The organism is Ruegeria sp. P8 (genome assembly GCF_056534665.1).
The window spans coordinates 43,249-61,597 of the sequence record NZ_JBQERC010000004.1; the positions used below are offsets into that span (position 1 = coordinate 43,249).

Below are 18,349 nucleotides of genomic sequence, written 5' to 3' on the forward strand. Positions count from 1 at the left end.
GGTAAGAGCTCTGCCGCCATGCGGCCCGAAGGCGGCAGGGATCTTGCGCAGTCCGTGAAACACCCATTCGTTCTCACCTTCCCGTTACGCGTGTGACTTAAGGGTTGTGACCCAAAGGGCAAATACACAGTATTAGGCGTGTTCCCCCGTACCATTCAAGGAGCCGACATGCCCACGGAACGCATCACTTTTGCCGGACATGACGGCAGCCAATTGGCGGCGCGACTGGATTTGCCGGACGGACCGGTGCTGGCAACGGCCCTGTTCGCCCACTGCTTTACTTGCTCCAAGGATATCCCGGCCGCCCGGCGCATTTCTGCCCGACTGGCTGCCATGGGCATTGCGGTGCTGCGGTTCGATTTCACCGGACTGGGCCATTCCGAAGGCGAGTTTGCCAATACGACCTTCACTTCGAATGTCGAGGATCTGATTTCAGCCGCGCAATATCTGGCCGGTCGAAACATGGCACCTGCCCTGCTGATCGGCCACTCGCTTGGGGGCGCGGCGGTGTTGCGGGCGCGGGCAGGTATTCCCACTGTAAAAGCCGTCGTGACATTGGGTGCACCGGCGGACCCCGCCCATGTGTCGCATCACTTTGAGGCCGCGTTGCCTCAGATCGAAGAGGATGGCAGTGCCGAGGTCTCTCTGGGTGGTCGCCCCTTCCGAATTGGTAAAGCTTTTGTGGACGACATTGCCAAATCGGCCTTGTCATCTGCAATCGCCGACCTCAAAGCCGCCCTGCTGATCCTTCATGCCCCACGCGACGAAACGGTCAGCATCGACAATGCGAGCGCGATCTTTCTGGCCGCGAAACACCCCAAAAGCTTTGTTACCCTTGACGATGCCGATCACCTGATCACCCGTGCCTCTGACGCCGAATATGCGGCCGATGTCATTGCTGCATGGGTTTCGCGCTATGTGAAACTGTGCCCACCCGCGCCGCCACCGGGTGCGCCAGAAGGCGTCGTGCGCATAACCGAAGCAGATCCCGGCGGGTTCATGCAGGATATTCAGGCCGGTCCAAACCACCATCTGGTCGCGGATGAGCCCGCATCTTATGGCGGCACTGACAAGGGCATGTCGCCTTATGGCTTTGTCTCGGCCGGTCTGGGGGCCTGCACGTCGATGACAATACGCATGTACGCCCGGCGCAAGGGCTGGCCCCTGACAAATGTCAGCGTCGATGTGTGTCATGACAAGGTTCACGCGCAGGATGCCGGATTGGTGAATGACGGCAAGGTGGACCAGTTTCGCCGGAAAATCCGCCTGAGCGGCCCGCTGGATCAGGAGCAAAGGCAACGTTTGCTTGAGATTGCGGACAAATGCCCGGTTCACCGGACGCTTGAAGGCTCGGCCCGCATAACGACCGAGCTTCTTTCATAAGAAAGGCCGCCTGACAGGCGGCCTTTTGTTCCTTAGCGCCGCGGGCCCGGTCGATGAATGGGCGGGCGGGCAACCGGCGGACGCGCCACTGGTGGGCGCGGGCGCGCGGGAGGTTTGGCCACAGGTGGTTTCGGACGCTCGGGGCGCACTGGTCGATCAGGCCGGTTGGGGCGATCTATGTCAATGTCCACATCCACGTCATGGTAGTAGTCGTTCCACAGCATCGAGTCGTAAAACGGGTCATACCCGTACCCGACCCCAACTGTCACACCGTCACAGGCCGACAGCGTCAAAGTCGCGGTCCCCAACCCCAGCGCAAGGGACATCCTTTTGATCAGTCTAATGCTCATTGTCCCCTCCCTTACTGAAGCGCCCGGAACGACGCGAATACGGCGTTCAGATCATCAGCAAAACTCGGGTCTGCTCCGTCCCGCAGAATGGCAACTGCTATGGCAACCCGGCCTTGCGGAAGGTCAATGACGGTGGCGGTAAAGCTTACCCCCTTGCCGTCCCGGTGCCCGGTGCCCCGAAACACGCGTGCTGGCAACCCGCCAATACGGGTATCGCTGGTGCTGGTCATCGTCGGGTCTTTGACCAGAAACCTGTCGATATCCTGCAAGTACCGGACGCCGCCCTGAATTGTTCCAACCCCCGCAGGTGATACGAAACCCATCCACACCGCGTCGTCTGTCACTGGCCGGAACCCCATGACCCGTGCGACCGCACGGGCGTCACCCAGTTCGGTATCCTCAATCTCGCGCGGGCCGCCGGTGCGAAGAATCCAGAAGTCGGGCACTTCGAACCGAAAAAGCGATTGGCCTTCTTCGGTGTAGGTCACAGGTGTGTCAGCCAGTGCTAGTGCAGCTGTGCCGACGCAAAATGCACCACAAAGGGCAAGTTTCGAACATGATAATAAACGCATATCTCAATAACCTGATTACTTCCTTCCGTTCAGATTGAACTGTCAAAGCGCTGTTTGTCCAGCATCGCTTGGCAGCAAGGGCAAGACGGGCATCCACCCCAACTGGCAGCATGATCCGGTGAGAACTAGTGCAGGTACAAAACCTGTCTTTTTGCAGCACCCTGCCCGTCACTATCGTGCCATATCCTTTGAAGGACAGTTTTCCGAACCCGTCTGCTGCTGAAAAGCCCGAACAAACGATAAGAATCAGGGCAAACCGTCTCATATTCGCTCTCGCATCTTGTTCCCTACCCCGCACGCGGCTAAACCCCGCGCCAACGCCTCATCCAATCTGCAAAAAAGGTGCCGTCGCCTATGATACCCCGTTATTCCCGCCCCGACATGGTTGCCATCTGGTCGCCCGAGACCAAGTTCCGCATCTGGTACGAGATCGAGGCGCACGCGTGCGATGCCATGGCGGATCTGGGCGTGATCCCGCGTGAAAATGCCGAAGCTGTCTGGAAAGCCAAGGATGTGGAATTCGATGTCGCCCGCATCGACGAGATCGAGGCCGTCACCAAGCATGACGTTATCGCATTCCTGACCCATCTTGCAGAGCATGTTGGCAGTGAAGAGGCGCGTTTTGTGCATCAGGGCATGACCAGCTCGGACGTGCTGGACACCTGTTTCAACGTACAGCTGACCCGCGCCGCCGACATCCTGATTGCCGATTTAGAAGGGCTTCTGGCCGCGCTCAAACGCCGCGCAATGGAACATAAGAACACGGTTCGTATCGGACGCAGCCACGGCATCCACGCCGAACCGACAACCATGGGTCTGACCTTTGCCCGCTTCTACGCCGAGATGGACCGCAACCTGTCCCGGATGCGCGATGCACGTGCGGAAATCGCCACCGGAGCGATCAGCGGCGCGGTTGGTACCTTTGCCAATATCGACCCGCAAGTCGAGGAACATGTCTGTGACAAGCTGGGTCTGGTGCCTGAGCCGATCAGCACGCAGGTCATTCCGCGCGACCGCCACGCGGCCTTTTTTGCAACGCTGGGCGTCATCGCCAGCAGCATCGAGAACATCGCCATCGAAATCCGCCACATGCAGCGGACCGAGGTACTGGAGGGGGCTGAGTTCTTCTCGATGGGCCAGAAAGGCTCCTCGGCGATGCCGCACAAGAAAAACCCGGTGCTGACTGAGAACCTGACCGGTCTGGCACGCATGGTCCGCGCGGCCGTAATACCGGCGATGGAGAATGTTGCGCTCTGGCACGAACGCGACATCTCGCATTCATCTGTCGAGCGCATGATCGGTCCGGATGCCACAATCACGCTGGATTTTGCCTTGGCCCGCCTGACAGGTGTGGTCGACAAAATGCTGATCTTCCCGGAAAACATGCTGGAAAACATGAACAAGTTCCCAGGCCTTGTTATGAGCCAGCGGGTTCTGCTGGCCCTGACCCAGGCAGGTGTCAGCCGTGAGGACGCCTATGCCATGGTACAGCGCAACGCGTTGAAGGTTTGGGAACACCGCACCGACTTCAAGGAGGAACTGTTGGCGGATGCTGATGTAACTGCCGCACTCAGCCCCGCGGAGATCGAAGAGAAATTCGACCTCGGGTATCACACCAAGCATGTCGATACGATCTTTGCGCGCGTGTTTGGGGAATAACGGATATTTTTTCAGTCTGTTAGCCGGGGGTGCTCTGCCACATGCAGGGCACCCCCTTGCTTTTTGCCAGATCAACAGAAATGCGGTATCCTGCATGTGCTTTTTCCATACGAGGGAAACATCATGATCCGAACACTCCTAAGCGCATTGGCACTGGTTCTTGTGGCCTCGGTCGGGCTTGCCTGCGAACAACATTCCAAACAGACTCAATCCTGCGCACCCGGTACAGCGTGGGATTCTGAAACAAAAAGCTGCGCGAAATCTGTCAACAGCTGACAATTTTTGTCCAGTTCGTGAATAAAAGCGACCGTTCCCCTGTTAGCTTTTTTGTAGATCACACTATGATTTCAATAAGAGCCCCGAGAACGGAGTAAAGAAATGCGCCTTTTGTTAGCTTCTGCCCTTGCCTTGCAAGCCTTTGCCTTCGCGCCTGCTGTCCATGCTGCAGGTGGTGACAGCAGCAGCCCGCCGAAACCGACGAATACAACCAAGAAATGCCTGTTCGGCCGTGTATATGACGAAACCCGTGGAAAATGCGTCAAACCCGACAAGTCAAACCTGACCGATGATCAGCTGTATAATGCGGTCCGCGAACTGGCGTATGACGGGCAATACGGGCACGCTCAGGACATTCTGCGCATCATGGATCAGGACGACGATCGTGTCCTGACCTATTGGGGTTTCACCTATCGCAAAATGGGCGAGCTGGAACTGGCAAATGTCTTTTATCAAAACGCGATCAATGCCAATCCAGACAATCTATTGGCGCGCAGCTACATGGCGCAGGGGTTTGTGTCCGAAGGCCGAACCGATCTGGCGATCGAGCAATGGCGTGAAATAAAGGCCCGCGGCGGCGAAGGCACATGGGCCGAGGCGTCGCTGCGCGAAGCGATCCGAACGGGCCTGACATACAGCTATTAAGGTTCAGGGTTATTTAACCCGACTCTCTCTAATCTGCCTGTGGTTCGAAAACTTTGGCTCCACAGGCAGATGCAGAACACCAACGCATTAATTCAAACGGTTCAAGGGGCTTCGGCCCCGTTTTCCGCAGAGGCTGGCGACAACCCGCGCCTTGTTCCCCGATCTTTGACCAGCCGTCAGAAGGCAGCTGTCGTCGTGCGCCTGTTGTTGAACGAAGGCGCCGATCTTCCGTTGGAGGAACTTCCCGATGACCTGCAAGAAAAACTGACACACCAATTGGGGGAAATGGGCCTTGTGGACCGGGTGACTCTGGGTGCTGTGGCACAGGAATTCAGCGAAGCCCTGGACAATGTCGGTCTGGCCTTTCCACATGGGCTTGCCGGAGCCTTGGATGCCGTCAGCGGAAAGATCACGCCCGCAACAGCGGCGCGTTTGCGCAAAGTTGCCGGAGTTCGCCAGATCGGTGATCCCTGGCAAAGGTTGCGCGACATTCCGGCCCAGGACCTTGCGGCCATGGCACAGGCGGAAAGCACTGAAGTTGCAGCTGTGATGCTTTCAAAAATGGATACAGCACAGGCGGCACAGATGCTGGGCCACATGCCGGGTCCGGTGGCGCGGCGGATCACCTACGCAATTTCGAAAACAGCAAATGTCACACCCGAAGCGGTTGAGCGGATCGGCTGGTCACTGGCTGCTCAACTGGATCAGCGGCCTGTTCAGGCCTTCAATGACGGTCCGGGCGCGCGTGTGGGTGCGATTCTGAACCAGTCTGCGTCCGCCACGCGCGACGACCTGCTGAACGCGCTGGATGAGGACGACGCCGATTTTGCCGATCTGGTGCGCCGCTCGATCTTTACCTTCGCCCATATCTCCAGCCGGATTTCCCCACGTGATGTTCCAGCCATATTGAGGGAAGTCGATCAGCCTGTTCTGGTCGCGGCCCTTGCTGGTGCCGCCGCGGATGATGACAAGGCATCTGTCGAGTTTCTGCTGTCGAATATCTCCTCCCGCATGGCAGAAAACCTGCGCGAGGAAATCGCGGAACGCGGGCGGGTCAAGCAATCTGAGGCCGAAGATGCCATGACCCAGATCGTTGGGGCGGTTCGTACCTTGTCTGACGCCGGAACAATTACGCTGATTGAAAAGGAAGACGACGAAAACACGGGTTGAGGCAGGAACAGGCGCACCCGCCAGATCGTTAGGGCAGCCATTTCGCCAGGGTGCTTGAGGTTACGGGTACCGGGTTGTATGTCTGAGGCAACATTTCGCAACACGCGGTGAGACACCTCCATGCCCGTCGAAAAGTCGGAGCTCAGCCGGTTTGAGCTTGGAAAATACTATGTCGCCAATCTGCTCCTGCAGGGAATCATCGGCGCTATGCGCCTGCTTCCTTATGAAAGGCGCATAGCAACCATGGGTGCAATCATGAAAACCCTTGCACCCGTCGTTGGATTTCGCACCCGTGTCCGCCGGAATCTAAAGCTCACCTGCCCTGAATTGTCTGACACCGAGATCACAAAGATCTATCGTGACGTGTCGGATAATGCCGGTCGGGCAATAATGGAGCATTTCTCACCCGAAGGTTTCATCGAACGTCAGGTGAACGCCAAGATATCCGGGCCCGGTATTGCTGCGTTTGACGCCGCGATTGCCGAAGGGCGCCCGGTGATGATGATCACTGCGCATTTCGGTCACTATCTGGCCGCTCGTGTTGCCCTGCAGAAACACAGCGGCAAGCCGATTGGATGCCTCTATCGGCGGATGGCCAATCCCTATTTCAACGACGCCTATGTCGAAGCTTTTTACAAAACCGGCGCGCCGATGTTCGAACAGGGGCGGCGTGGCATGGTCGAAATGGTCCGGTCACTCAAGAACGGTGGAATCATTGCCATCGTGTCCGACCTGCATGCGCTAGGGGGCGAAGAGCTGACATTCTTTGGCAAGCCTGCCGTGACATCCGTGCTGAACGCAGAGTTGGCCATCAAGTACAAGGCCGTACTGATACCGTGCTATGCCGTGCGCCAGCCTAATGGCATCGACTTTGAAATCATCCTGCATGATCCCGTTCCGCACACAGACCCAAAGACGATGACTCAGTTCACCAATGACGATCTGGAACAGATCGTGCGGCAGCATATGGGACAGTGGTTCTGGATCCACCGGCGTTGGAAAAGCTGGAACGGGCTCGGCGTCCAACCGGACGACATGCCCTGATCACTTGGCCCAAGACGCGGCAACTATTGGCCCGTGACCGGTCCTTTGCACAAGCACGACGGCTGGCAAGCCTGGTTTCAGCTGCGCCGAGTATGTCTGCGGCGTTTGCCCATCCCACCGGCCCGCAATCTGCCAGGTCTCGACAACATTGGCATAATCCAATTCTCGCCCGGCTAGTTCACCACGGCGGATCGAGGCATGGCGCAGAGGCGAATACTGAACGATACGCACGTCATAGATCTCACCTGCGGGCAATTCCACAGGCGTCACACTCACGGTCACTTCGTCAGCGTCTCGGGTTGCTGTCACCGCTGCCTCGGGGGCGGCCTTTAGATGCGCATCAATCAGACGGTCGAGCTCCTGAGCCTGAGCGCCGACAATATCGTGCTGACCATTAATGATCATCTGAGGCGTATAGATCATGGATTTTCCGTTTTCGCGGGCATAGGCCCGTTGCCGGAGCGTGTGATCAGGATCGGCAAATTCGTCCTTCCAGCCGATGTAATCCCAATAGTCGACATGCAGCGCCAGCCCGATGACATCGTCGCGTTTCGCCAGCTCATGCATGATCCGATCTGCCGGCGGGCAAGACGAACACCCCTGTGAGGTGAACAGCTCAACCACCACAGGATCCTCACCGGCCATGGGCTGGGTGGCGAGCAGGCAGGATATCAGGGCGGTCAAAGCAGCGGGTCTGAACATAAAAACTCTCGGATAAAGCGGGTGTTCTCTGGGATAGCCGTTTTGCCGCTCAACCGCCAATCAACGTTTCTTGAGGGCGGTACTTGCAATTCTCCGCCTAAATGTGTGCAATGGTATACAAAATTGCAAATCCAGTGTCATTGAACCTTGAACCAGCGGCTTGGGTGATGCAGATAACATTCAGCGATGCCCGAAATCCAAGTCATTTGAGAAGGGAGGCCACCCGATGCCCATTAAAGTCGGACAGGATACCGCTAAGACACGCCGCAGCCTGAACGTGAATGGCAAATCCATTTCCTACTATTCGATCCCCGCCGCGCAGCAGGCCGGTTTGGGTGATTTTTCCAACCTTCCTGCCGCGTTGAAAGTCGTGCTGGAAAACATGCTCCGATTTGAAGACAGCGGCTTTTCGGTCTCGGTCGATGACATCAAAGCATTTGCCGAATGGGGTGCCAATGGCGGCAAGAACCCGCGCGAGATTGCATACCGCCCTGCCCGCGTGCTGATGCAGGACTTCACCGGTGTTCCAGCGGTGGTCGATCTGGCCGCCATGCGCGACGGGATCAAGGGCCTGGGCGGCGACGCACAGAAGATCAACCCGTTGAACCCGGTCGATCTGGTTATCGACCACTCGGTCATGATCGACGAGTTCGGGAACCCGCGTGCGTTCCAGATGAACGTCGACCGCGAATACGAGCGCAACATGGAACGTTATCAGTTCCTGAAATGGGGTCAGAACGCGTTCAACAATTTCCGCGTTGTGCCTCCCGGCACCGGTATCTGTCATCAGGTGAACCTGGAATATCTGGCACAGACTGTCTGGACTGACACCGATCAGAACGGCGAAGAAGTTGCCTATCCCGACACACTGGTTGGCACTGACAGCCACACCACCATGGTCAACGGCATGGCCGTTCTGGGGTGGGGCGTTGGCGGGATTGAGGCCGAAGCCGCAATGCTGGGTCAGCCGATCTCGATGCTGATCCCTGAGGTGATCGGTTTTGAGTTAACCGGCTCGATGGTCGAAGGCACCACCGGTACAGACCTTGTTCTGAAAGTTGTCGAAATGCTGCGTGCCAAGGGCGTGGTGGGCAAATTCGTCGAATTCTATGGCGAGGGGCTGGACCGCCTGCCGCTGGCTGACCGTGCAACCATCGCCAATATGGCGCCGGAATACGGAGCGACATGCGGCTTCTTCCCGATCGACGGAGAAACCCTGCGCTACATGCGCAACACCGGCCGCGACGAAGACCGCATCGCGCTGGTCGAAGCCTATGCCAAGGAAAACGGGTTTTGGAGAGGCCCGGACTATGCGCCGATCTACACTGACACTCTGTCACTGGACATGGGCACAATCGTTCCTGCAATTTCAGGCCCGAAACGCCCGCAGGACTACGTCGCGCTGACCGGCGCCAAGGCCGCTTTCACCAAGGAAATGGAAGAGACCTTCAAGCGCCCCATGGGCAAGGAAGTCGCCGTCAAGGGCGAAGACTACACCATGGAGTCGGGCAAGGTTGTAATTGCTTCGATCACCTCCTGTACCAACACGTCGAACCCTTACGTGATGATCGGTGCAGGCCTTGTGGCTCGCAAAGCCGCAGCTCTGGGTCTGAACCGCAAACCTTGGGTTAAAACCTCGCTGGCACCCGGTTCGCAGGTTGTATCTGCTTATCTTGAGGCCGCTGGACTGCAAGAAGATCTGGACAAGGTCGGTTTCAACCTTGTTGGGTACGGCTGCACCACCTGCATCGGCAACTCGGGCCCGATCCAGAAAGAAATCTCGGAAGCCATTGCCGAGGGCGATCTGGTCGCCACGTCGGTTCTGTCCGGCAACCGGAACTTCGAAGGCCGTATCTCACCGGATGTCCGCGCAAACTACTTGGCTTCGCCGCCGTTGGTTGTTGTCTATGCGCTGGCAGGTACGCTCGACATCGATCTGACGTCCGAGCCCATCGGTCAGGACAAGGATGGCAACGACGTCTTCATGAAGGACATCTGGCCAACCCAAAGTGAAATCGCGGAACTGGTCGAAGCAACCGTAACCCGCGAAGCGTTCCAGTCGAAATATGCGGATGTCTTCAAGGGGGATGAGAAATGGCAAAGCGTCGAGGTTCCGCAACAGGAAACCTATGACTGGCCGCCAACGTCGACCTACATCCAGAACCCGCCCTATTTCCAGGGTATGGGGGCGGAACCGGGCACGATCTCGAACATCGAAGACGCCAAAGTTCTGGCCATTCTGGGCGACATGGTAACCACCGACCACATCTCACCTGCAGGGTCATTCGCTACCACGACGCCGGCAGGCAAGTATCTGACCGACCGTCAGGTTCAGCCGCGCGAGTTCAACTCGTATGGCTCGCGGCGGGGCAATCACGAAGTCATGATGCGCGGCACCTTCGCCAATATCCGCATCAAGAACGAGATGTTGGATGGAGTTGAAGGTGGATACACCAAAGGTCCGGATGGCGAACAGACGTCGATCTACGATGCCTCGATGGCCTATCAGGCCAATGGCACCCCGCTGGTCGTGTTCGGCGGCGAACAATACGGCGCGGGCTCAAGCCGCGACTGGGCGGCCAAGGGCACGGCGCTGCTGGGCGTCAAGGCCGTAATCGCCGAGAGCTTTGAGCGTATCCACCGATCCAATCTGGTTGGCATGGGCGTGATCCCGTTCGAATTCACCGGTGGAGATACCCGCAAAACCCTGGGTTTGAAGGGGGACGAAACCGTCTCAATCCACGGGCTGGATACGGTCGAGCCGTTGCAGGACGTGCCCTGCACCATCACCTACGCAGATGGAGCTGAGACGACCATCCAGTTGAAATGCCGGATCGATACCGCGCCTGAGATCGAATACATCGAAAACGGCGGTGTGCTTCAATACGTGCTGAGGAATCTGGCGAAGGCCAACTAAGCCTGACCAGTCTGGACAAATGACAAGGGCGCCTGCGGGGCGCCCTTTCCTTTTCTGTATTTCAGTATCCCGTTCACGCATTTTTAAATGGATTCCTTGACCCTGCTACAAAAACCGGAGACGCGTATGCAGGAAGCCGTCATTGTCAAATCCACTCCCCTGCCGGGGAAATTCGCGGCGCTTGCCAAACTGATCGGGGATCTGGTTGCCGAAACCCGAAAATTCCCCGGATGTCGTGCCGCTTATCTTCTGCTCTCGCCCGCAAACAACGAACAAGTCGTTGTTCACATCTGGGAAAACCCCGACGCGCTTGAAGCCTACCTGAACTGGCGTGCCGACAAAGGCGATTTTCTGCGAATCAACGAGTTTCTTGAGGTCGAGCAGGATTTCCAAACCTACCAGCTCGCCTGAACCAGAGGTTGAAAGACCCTACTCTGCCGCTTTCTCAAGCGCAGGCCGGATGGTGCTTTCAATGACACGTTGCGTGATCGGGCCTGCAAAGCGCAGAATGATCGTTCCATCACCGTCGATCACGTAGGTCTCGGGAACACCGTACAAACCCCAATCAATCGCCATGCGGCCCTGTTCGTCGCGGCCCATGGCGACGTAAGGATCGCCAAGATCAGCCAGAAAAGCCTCGGCACTGCTCAGCTTGTCTTTGTAGTTGATGCCATAAACAGGGATGCCTTCAGCTGCCAGTGCTTCGAGATTGGGGTGCTCGACGCGGCATGGGGCGCACCAGCTGGCCCAATAGTTGACCAGCTTGACCTCTCCGTCCCGCAGCGTTTCGTCGTCGAAAAGGGTCTTTCCCGGAAACTCGGTTAGAACCACGGGCGGCGCCGGTTGGCCTTCGCGGGCCGAGGGCAAAGCGTTGGGATCTTCGCGAAACATGCCGATGCCTGCGAGAACCGCGAATGCGCCAAATATCAGAGGTGGCGCAATCATCAGGGGCGAGATTTTAGCCATTGCGCGACATCCTCTGTTCGACCTTTTCCATTTCCGCACGCACCTTGCGCCCGCGCATCACGCTGAACGCAACCAGTGCCACGATAAGGGCAATGGAAACGACATAAGACGACAAAACAGCGTCTGCATATTTTCCAAGATCGGGGATCATCCGCCCACCCTTTCCCGTGCCTGTAGAGCCTTGATACGACGGGCGCGAATTTCCGTTCCGGTGCGGTACAACACCAAGGCGATGAACAGCAGAACAAATCCGATGATGCAGGCCAGCAGAGGGTAGAAAAAGACATTGCTGACTTTCTCTTCCGTATCCGCCCCGGTAACGGCCCCGGCCCGCATGACCGATGCGCCCTGATGCAGGCCCTGATTCCAGAAATTCACCGCATACCGGCTGAGGATCGCAAAGACCGACCCAACAAGACACAGAACCGAGGTCAGATCGGCTGCGGTATCAGGGTCCTCAATAGCTTCCCACAAGGCGACATAGCCAAGGTAGAACAGAAACAGGATCAGAAACGATGTCAGGCGCGGATCCCAGGCCCACCATGTGCCCCACATGGGCTGTCCCCAGATGGCCCCCGTCAGCAGCGCAATCAGGGTCATTACAATCCCGATCGGCGCAGCAGCCCGTGCCGCAAGCGCGCTGACATGGTGGCGACGCACCAGCCAGACCAATGAGGTGGCCAGCATCATCAGCCAGCAATTGATCGCCATCAGGGCCGCCGGAACATGCAAATAGATGATCTTGACCGTCGACCCCTGCTTGTAGTCGTCCGGTGTAAAGAAAAAGCCCCAGGTCAGACCGACAACGATGCAGATGGTCGAGACGATCCAGAAAAACGGCAGGACCCGTTCGCTGGTTTCAAGAAACTTGCGCGGGTTGGCATATTCCCAGAGGGCGTTGGCTTTGGCTGCGATTGACATAGGCCCTATCTAGTCCGAGTTGGGGTGGTTCTCAATTGACATCCATCAAACTTGTCGCGGTTCACCGCAGATTGATACGTAGCACGGCAGCACTGGCAAAGGGCAACAATGCGATGGTTGCCGCCGTGATCCCGGCCAGCATCAGCAGTGGCGTCTGCACTTCCATCCCTGTTGCTCCACGCCGGGCAACTTCGGCCCCGAAAATCAGGGTGGGGACGTAAAGCGGCAACACCAGAAGCGACAGCAATAGCCCGCCACGTTTCAGACCAACGGTGAGCGCAGCACCAAATGTCCCGATGACGCTCATGGCCGGGGTACCGATCAGGAGCGAGATCACCAGCCAGAAAAACCCCGGTATCGGCAGGTTCAGCAAGACACCCAGAAACGGCGCGGCCAGAACCAGCGGCAGACCAGTGGTCAGCCAGTGGGCCAGCGCCTTAACTGTGACAACCGATTCAAGCGGCAGCGGTGCCGTGGCCAGCAGATCGAGCGAGCCGTCTTCCCAGTCCAGTGCCAGCAGGCGGTCAAGCGACAGAAGGCAGGCCAGCAAGGCCCCCAGCCAGAGCACACCGGGCGCAATCGTGGACAGCAGCGAGGATTGCGGCCCCACCGCAAATGGCACCATCACAGTCACGATCAGGAAAAAGGCCAGACCCAGCCCAAACCCGCCGCCTGCGCGGAAAGCCAGTTTCAGGTCACGCAGCAACAGGGCGATCACAGGAAACCTCCGTCGAAATCGTCGATGGGTTTGGGTTTGGCCTTGTTAGGACCGACGTCCAGAACCTCGCCATCAAGGCCAAGGTCGATATGGGTCGCGATCAGGGCTGACCCGCCCTGACCCAGATGTGCCCCCACCGCATCGGCAAACATTTGCACCGCATTCCTGTCCAGCGAGACGGTTGGTTCGTCCAGCATCCAGATTGGCCGCCCTGTGACCAGCATCCGCGCCAGCCCCAACCGCCGTTTCTGGCCCGCCGACAGATTGCCGGCGTGACGGTCGGCGAGTTCGTTCAACTCAAAAGCGTCCAGCGCCGGCTGGATGTCATAGGTGCCAAAGACCGCTGCCCAGAATGTCAGGTTTTCAGTCACCGACAATGTCGGTTTGAGCCCGTCCGAATGGGACGCGTAGGCGATCCGGTCCTCGGCCCCTTCGATCTTGCCTTCCAGCGGAGGCTGCAAGCCAGCCAACGTGCGCAGAAGCGTCGTTTTGCCGATACCGTTCGGCCCCCGCAGGATCAGAGCCTTGCCCGGCGACAGCTGAAAGCTGAGGCCCTCAAGGACGGGAACACCGCCACGTGTGATCGACAGATCTGTTACAGTCAAAGTCATGAGACCCGCTTAGCGGATTGTCAGCAGGGGCAAAAGGCGAGATTTGCCGCAGGATGCCAGCGCACCACAGCTGGCACATGTCGGAGTGAGGGGCCAGCCCCTCACACTCCCCGGGATATTTTCGGCCAGATGAAGAGGATCCCGTCAGACAGGGATCAGCGCAAGTGCGATGCGGCGGCCTTCAGCGAGCAGCACATTGTAGGTGCGACAGGCGGCGGGAGAGTTCATGACTTCAACACCAAGTCCGGCATTTTCCAACTCAACCCGTAGCGATTGGGGGATGTGGGCCATGTCCGCGCCCGTGCCGATAAGCAGGACGTCGATTCTGCCCGCCAGGTCCAGAAGGGGGTGTCGGTCGTCATAGCCGCCCCACTCTGCCGGGCCTTCCGGGCCTGTCAGGACAGCGCCGTGGAAGACATCGCCGCCAATTCGAAAAAAACCGGGGCCATAACCGTGTATGGGTTTGGCATCTGTAAAAGTAATCTGATTCAGACGCATGATGTCCCTTCTTCAATCCAGAAGCGGCAGCCCGGAAATGACGGCGATCAGGATGACCGAATAGGCCGCGAGGCGGTAGATCCGTTCCAGTTTCGGGTCGAACATTGCTTTGCCGATAAGCGTAGTGATCAGATAAGGCACGCACAGCAGCAGGACAATCCATAGGATCGACAAATCTGCGGCACCGCTGATGAGGATGTTGAAAACGATGACAACGTCCAGCAATGCCAAAAAAATGATGGTGTTGGCACGAATCTTGCGCACGTCGGTGGAACTGGCCAGATAAAACACGATGACAACCGGGCCGGTCAGCCCGGTCATGCCGCCGACAACGCCTGCGCTACCGCCGATGGCGAGACGTCCGGGCAGTCCCAGTTTACCCTCCCACCGCCAGCCAGTAACCACGGCCAGCAGGGTCAGACCGGTAATGCCGCAAACAACCCAGCGCAGCGCAACCGAGTCCACCTGCACCATGATCCACAGCCCCAGCGGCACGGTTATCGTTGCGGCAAAGCCCAGAGTGCTGATTTCGACCTTGTCACAATCCCGCCACGCCTGCGGAGCCAAGGCAAAGGTTGATGCAATACCGGTGGCGGCCATCAGAAAGACCACTTCTGCAATAGGCAGGAACTGGGTCGCCACCGGCACAAAGATCATCGCGGTGCCAAAACCTGTGAAGCCGCGGACAAGTCCCGCGGCTCCGATGGTAAGGATCAGCCAAGTGAGGCCCGGCAGGGCCAAGGCCTGTTGTAGAGCCTCAGGCATCAATATTGGCAAACTGGTTGCCCGCCGTATTCGACGGTTTGGACCAGTCGCGCTTGACCCCCAGCCAAAGCAGGATGGTCGAAGCCACGAAGACCGACGAATAGGTCCCGACAACGACACCCCAGATCATCGCGAAGACAAAGCCGCGGATGACGTCGCCACCCAGAACATAAAGTGAGATCAAAGCCAGCAACGTAGTAACCGAGGTCATGACAGTCCGGCTCAGGGTCTCATTGATCGAGATGTTCAGAACCTCCTTGAGGTCCTTCTTTTTGTATTTCCGCAGATTCTCGCGCACCCGGTCGAAGACGACAACCGTGTCGTTCAGCGAATAGCCGACGATGGTCAGCAGCGCCGCGATGATCGCCAGATCGAAGCGGATTTGCAGTTCCGAGAAGATGCCGATGGTCAGGATCACATCGTGCACCAATGCGGCAACTGCCCCCAGTGCAAACTGCCATTCAAAGCGCAGCCAGATGTAGACAAGAACGGCACCAATGGCCAAGACAACCGCGATCACAGCCGTCTGGATCAACTCGCCCGACACTTTTGGGCCAACGGATTCGACACTTTCAAAGGGCAGTTTTAGTCCGGGGTCTGCGGCAGCCAGCGCTTCGCCGACCTGGGTGATCACGTCTGCAGTGACCGCTTCGGCGTCTTCCTGAGCCTGAATACGGATCATCGCGACATTTTCATCGGGACCGAAGCTTGGATCAAAAATCTCGGTGATGGTGACGTCACCCAGTTGCAGCGGAGACAAAGCATCGCGGTAAACACCCACGTCGATTGCTTGCGTGCTTTGGGTCCGGATCGTGGTTCCACCGCGGAAATCGATCCCGAAATTCAGCCCCTGCAGCAGAAATGAGGTGAACGCGATCACCATCATCAGGCCGGAGATTCCAAGCCAGATTTTCCAACGATTGAAGAAGTCGAACGAGGTGTTCTGCGGTACGAGTTTCAGTCTCATGTCAAACCTCGATCGTTTTCGGTCGGCGGCGTTCGAACCACATGACAACCATCAGGCGCGTCACGAAGATCGCGGTGAAGACGGATGTCAGGATACCCAGGCCCAGAGTGATCGCGAACCCGCGCACAGGGCCGCTGCCCATGGCAAACAGGATAACGGCGGTGATGAAAGTGGTTATGTTGGCGTCCAGAATGGCCGACAACGCCTTTTCATAGCCCAGATCGATGGCGCGGGCCGGACCTCTGGCGGATTTCAGTTCTTCGCGGATGCGCTCAAAGATCAGCACGTTGGCATCCACTGCCATACCGACCGTCAGAACGATCCCCGCAATCCCCGGCAGTGTCAGTGTTGCGCCGATCAGGGACAGCAAGCCGAACAACAGGCCCACGTTGATGATCAGCGCGATATTGGCGAAGACACCGAACAGGCCATAGCTGAGCGCCATGAATACCAGCACCGCGACAAAGGCCACGATTGTGGCAACTTTACCTGCGTCGATACTGTCCTGCCCCAGTTCGGGGCCGATGGTGCGTTCTTCCAGGAACTCCAGCCCCGCAGGCAAAGCACCGGCACGCAGCAGGACGGCCAGATTGGTGCTTTCCTCAACGGTGAAGTTACCGGTGATGATGCCCGACCCGCCCGGGATATGGCTTTGGATCACGGGGGCCGAGATCACTTCGTCATCCAGCACGATGGCAAAGGGTGCGCCGATATTGTCACGGGTAAAATCCCCGAACTTGCGCGCACCGGATGTGTTGAACCGGAAGTTGACCGCAGGGCGGCCGTTCTGATCGAAGGACGGCTGGGCGTCGACCAGTTCCTCTCCTGTCACGACCGGAGCGGATTCGATGTTGTAATAAACTTCGTTTTCGTCAATCGACGGCACGATTTTTTCACCGACGCCTGCGACGGCATCCGGATCGGTTCCGCGCCCGACAACCGGATTAAACGTCAACTGTGCCGTTGTTCCGATAATTTCCTTAAGTTCGCCCGCACTGCCGATACCCGGCACCTGAATCAGGATGCGATCCGTCCCCTGACGCTGGATTGTGGGCTCTCGCGTACCGACTTCGTCGATCCGGCGGCGGATGATTTCCAGCGCCTGACGCACCGTGCGATCATCCGAGGCCAGTTTTTCTGCCTCGGACAGTTGAACAACAATCGTGTCGCCATCCGCGCGGGCTTCGATATCTGTGGCACCTACACCTGTCAGGGTCTGCACCTGCCGGGCCAGACCGCGAACAACCTCCAACGCCTGTGGCATTCCTTCGGGCTGGCTGATGCGCACGCGAATCTCATCCGCGGCCGAGTCCTGACGGCGGATGGTTCCCACCGTGGCACGTTCATCGCGCAGCGCGTCGCGGATTTCCGGCCACATCGCCTCCATCCGGGATTCGTAGACGTCCTGCACCTGAACTTCAGCCAGCAGATGCGCACCGCCGCGCAGGTCGAGGCCAAGATTGACCAGGGATGACGGCAGCCAGTTCGGCCATTGCGCGGCTTCAGCCTGTATCTGCGGCGTGTCATTGCCCAGCTCGATCGCAGCCTTGGCGTCGTTGGATTGCTCGACCCGCGTGTAAAACGCGTTTGGCAGGGCCATGAGCAGACCGGTCACGCAGACCAGCCAGATCAGAACCCGCTTCCAGGTATCAAATTGCAGCATTACCCTGCCTTTTCAAGGAATTGTCGCGCGAAGTTACTTCGCCGGCTCGGTCTTGTTAAGAACCTGGGCGATGGTCGATTTGACCACGCGAATCTTGACGCCCTCGGCGATTTCGACCTCGATCTCGTTATCGCCTTCCTTGACCTTCGATACCTTGCCGATCACGCCGCCTTGCGTGATCACCTGATCACCCCGACGCACGGCATCAACCATGGCCTGATGTTCCTTCATCTTCTTTTGCTGCGGACGGATCAGCAGGAAATACATGATCGCGAAGATCAGGATCAGCGGGAGAAACTGGGCGATTGCGCCACCATCCATGGGACATTCCTTTGTTCTAGTCTTGCGGCACAGTTCCGCAAATTTGGGCGGAACCTATGCTTTGAAATGTCGGTTTGCAAGCAAAGGCGGTCATGTAACCCACTTGAATACAGGCATGTCCCGGCAACTACGGGCAAAGCGTTGCAGATATGTCCTAGGAACATAACCGAAACCGGGTATAGTTTATCTGAAGGGGGACAC

At 57.9% G+C, this 18,349-nt stretch carries 20 protein-coding genes; 7 read left to right on the top strand and 13 right to left on the bottom strand.

Annotation, left to right across the window (positions count from 1 at the left end; genetic code table 11):
* Positions 1 to 168 precede the first annotated feature (168 nt).
* Positions 169 to 1,383: a bifunctional alpha/beta hydrolase/OsmC family protein gene (locus ACR0BZ_RS07965; RefSeq protein WP_480919925.1), complete on the top strand. Its 1,215-nt coding sequence runs from the start codon at positions 169 to 171 to the stop codon at positions 1,381 to 1,383.
* A gap of 32 nt (positions 1,384 to 1,415) precedes the next feature.
* Here ACR0BZ_RS07965 and ACR0BZ_RS07970 read toward each other — a convergent pair whose 3' ends face one another.
* Both ACR0BZ_RS07970 and ACR0BZ_RS07975 read right to left on the bottom strand, forming a co-directional pair.
* Positions 1,416 to 1,733 (bottom strand): hypothetical protein, encoded by a 318-nt coding sequence (locus ACR0BZ_RS07970; RefSeq protein WP_480621969.1) that lies wholly within the window; start codon positions 1,731 to 1,733, stop codon positions 1,416 to 1,418.
* An 11-nt stretch (positions 1,734 to 1,744) separates the two neighbouring features.
* Positions 1,745 to 2,305, bottom strand: a complete 561-nt coding sequence (locus tag ACR0BZ_RS07975; RefSeq protein WP_480919926.1) for a hypothetical protein — start codon at positions 2,303 to 2,305, stop codon at positions 1,745 to 1,747.
* A 354-nt stretch (positions 2,306 to 2,659) separates the two neighbouring features.
* Between ACR0BZ_RS07975 and purB the strand changes: the two genes are divergently transcribed.
* The 4 genes from purB (at position 2,660) to ACR0BZ_RS07995 (ending at position 7,099) form a co-directional block, all read left to right on the top strand.
* On the top strand, positions 2,660 to 3,964 hold the full coding sequence (gene purB / locus ACR0BZ_RS07980; RefSeq protein WP_480919927.1) for an adenylosuccinate lyase: 1,305 nt from the start codon (positions 2,660 to 2,662) through the stop codon (positions 3,962 to 3,964).
* A 378-nt stretch (positions 3,965 to 4,342) separates the two neighbouring features.
* The gene (locus ACR0BZ_RS07985) at positions 4,343 to 4,885 is read left to right on the top strand and encodes a tetratricopeptide repeat protein (protein WP_267364901.1); all 543 of its coding nucleotides are present in this window, start codon (positions 4,343 to 4,345) and stop codon (positions 4,883 to 4,885) included.
* A gap of 69 nt (positions 4,886 to 4,954) precedes the next feature.
* Positions 4,955 to 6,055 (top strand): flagellar motor switch protein FliG, encoded by a 1,101-nt coding sequence (locus ACR0BZ_RS07990; RefSeq protein WP_480919928.1) that lies wholly within the window; start codon positions 4,955 to 4,957, stop codon positions 6,053 to 6,055.
* A gap of 120 nt (positions 6,056 to 6,175) precedes the next feature.
* Positions 6,176 to 7,099 carry a lysophospholipid acyltransferase family protein gene (locus tag ACR0BZ_RS07995; RefSeq protein WP_480919929.1) on the top strand — a complete coding sequence of 308 codons (924 nt, stop codon included), beginning with the start codon at positions 6,176 to 6,178 and terminating at the stop codon, positions 7,097 to 7,099.
* Here the strand turns inward: ACR0BZ_RS07995 and ACR0BZ_RS08000 are convergent, their stop codons facing one another.
* Entirely contained in the window at positions 7,100 to 7,801 is a 702-nt protein-coding gene (locus ACR0BZ_RS08000) for a DUF1223 domain-containing protein (protein ID WP_480919930.1), read from the bottom strand. It lies immediately after the preceding gene.
* Positions 7,802 to 8,027: 226 nt separating this feature from the next.
* Between ACR0BZ_RS08000 and acnA the strand changes: the two genes are divergently transcribed.
* Positions 8,028 to 10,718: an aconitate hydratase AcnA gene (gene acnA / locus ACR0BZ_RS08005; RefSeq protein WP_480919931.1), complete on the top strand. Its 2,691-nt coding sequence runs from the start codon at positions 8,028 to 8,030 to the stop codon at positions 10,716 to 10,718.
* A gap of 126 nt (positions 10,719 to 10,844) precedes the next feature.
* Positions 10,845 to 11,129: a putative quinol monooxygenase gene (locus ACR0BZ_RS08010; protein WP_480919932.1), complete on the top strand. Its 285-nt coding sequence runs from the start codon at positions 10,845 to 10,847 to the stop codon at positions 11,127 to 11,129.
* An 18-nt stretch (positions 11,130 to 11,147) separates the two neighbouring features.
* Here the strand turns inward: ACR0BZ_RS08010 and ACR0BZ_RS08015 are convergent, their stop codons facing one another.
* The 10 genes from ACR0BZ_RS08015 to yajC form a co-directional block, all read right to left on the bottom strand.
* Positions 11,148 to 11,684, bottom strand: coding sequence for a DsbE family thiol:disulfide interchange protein (locus ACR0BZ_RS08015; RefSeq protein WP_480480346.1), 537 nt, complete (start codon positions 11,682 to 11,684; stop codon positions 11,148 to 11,150).
* Positions 11,677 to 11,835 (bottom strand): heme exporter protein CcmD, encoded by a 159-nt coding sequence (gene ccmD, locus ACR0BZ_RS08020; RefSeq protein WP_480919933.1) that lies wholly within the window; start codon positions 11,833 to 11,835, stop codon positions 11,677 to 11,679. Before ccmD ends, ACR0BZ_RS08015 begins: the two co-directional genes overlap by 8 nt.
* Positions 11,832 to 12,605 carry a heme ABC transporter permease gene (locus ACR0BZ_RS08025; protein ID WP_480473412.1) on the bottom strand — a complete coding sequence of 258 codons (774 nt, stop codon included), beginning with the start codon at positions 12,603 to 12,605 and terminating at the stop codon, positions 11,832 to 11,834. Before ACR0BZ_RS08025 ends, ccmD begins: the two co-directional genes overlap by 4 nt.
* Before the next feature lie 61 nt (positions 12,606 to 12,666).
* Positions 12,667 to 13,323 (bottom strand): heme exporter protein CcmB, encoded by a 657-nt coding sequence (gene ccmB / locus ACR0BZ_RS08030; RefSeq protein ID WP_480504686.1) that lies wholly within the window; start codon positions 13,321 to 13,323, stop codon positions 12,667 to 12,669.
* Entirely contained in the window at positions 13,320 to 13,934 is a 615-nt protein-coding gene (gene ccmA, locus ACR0BZ_RS08035; RefSeq protein WP_480480340.1) for a heme ABC exporter ATP-binding protein CcmA, read from the bottom strand. Before ccmA ends, ccmB begins: the two co-directional genes overlap by 4 nt.
* Before the next feature lie 144 nt (positions 13,935 to 14,078).
* Complete coding sequence (locus tag ACR0BZ_RS08040) at positions 14,079 to 14,432, bottom strand: Mth938-like domain-containing protein (protein ID WP_480919934.1); 354 nt, start codon at positions 14,430 to 14,432, stop codon at positions 14,079 to 14,081.
* Between the two features lie 12 nt (positions 14,433 to 14,444).
* Positions 14,445 to 15,197, bottom strand: a complete 753-nt coding sequence (locus ACR0BZ_RS08045) for a sulfite exporter TauE/SafE family protein (protein ID WP_480919935.1) — start codon at positions 15,195 to 15,197, stop codon at positions 14,445 to 14,447.
* The gene (gene secF, locus ACR0BZ_RS08050) at positions 15,190 to 16,164 is read right to left on the bottom strand and encodes a protein translocase subunit SecF (RefSeq protein WP_480919936.1); all 975 of its coding nucleotides are present in this window, start codon (positions 16,162 to 16,164) and stop codon (positions 15,190 to 15,192) included. Before secF ends, ACR0BZ_RS08045 begins: the two co-directional genes overlap by 8 nt.
* A gap of 1 nt (position 16,165) precedes the next feature.
* On the bottom strand, positions 16,166 to 17,827 hold the full coding sequence (gene secD / locus ACR0BZ_RS08055; protein ID WP_480919937.1) for a protein translocase subunit SecD: 1,662 nt from the start codon (positions 17,825 to 17,827) through the stop codon (positions 16,166 to 16,168).
* A 33-nt stretch (positions 17,828 to 17,860) separates the two neighbouring features.
* Positions 17,861 to 18,148, bottom strand: coding sequence for a preprotein translocase subunit YajC (gene yajC / locus ACR0BZ_RS08060; protein ID WP_209503494.1), 288 nt, complete (start codon positions 18,146 to 18,148; stop codon positions 17,861 to 17,863).
* Positions 18,149 to 18,349 lie beyond the last annotated feature (201 nt).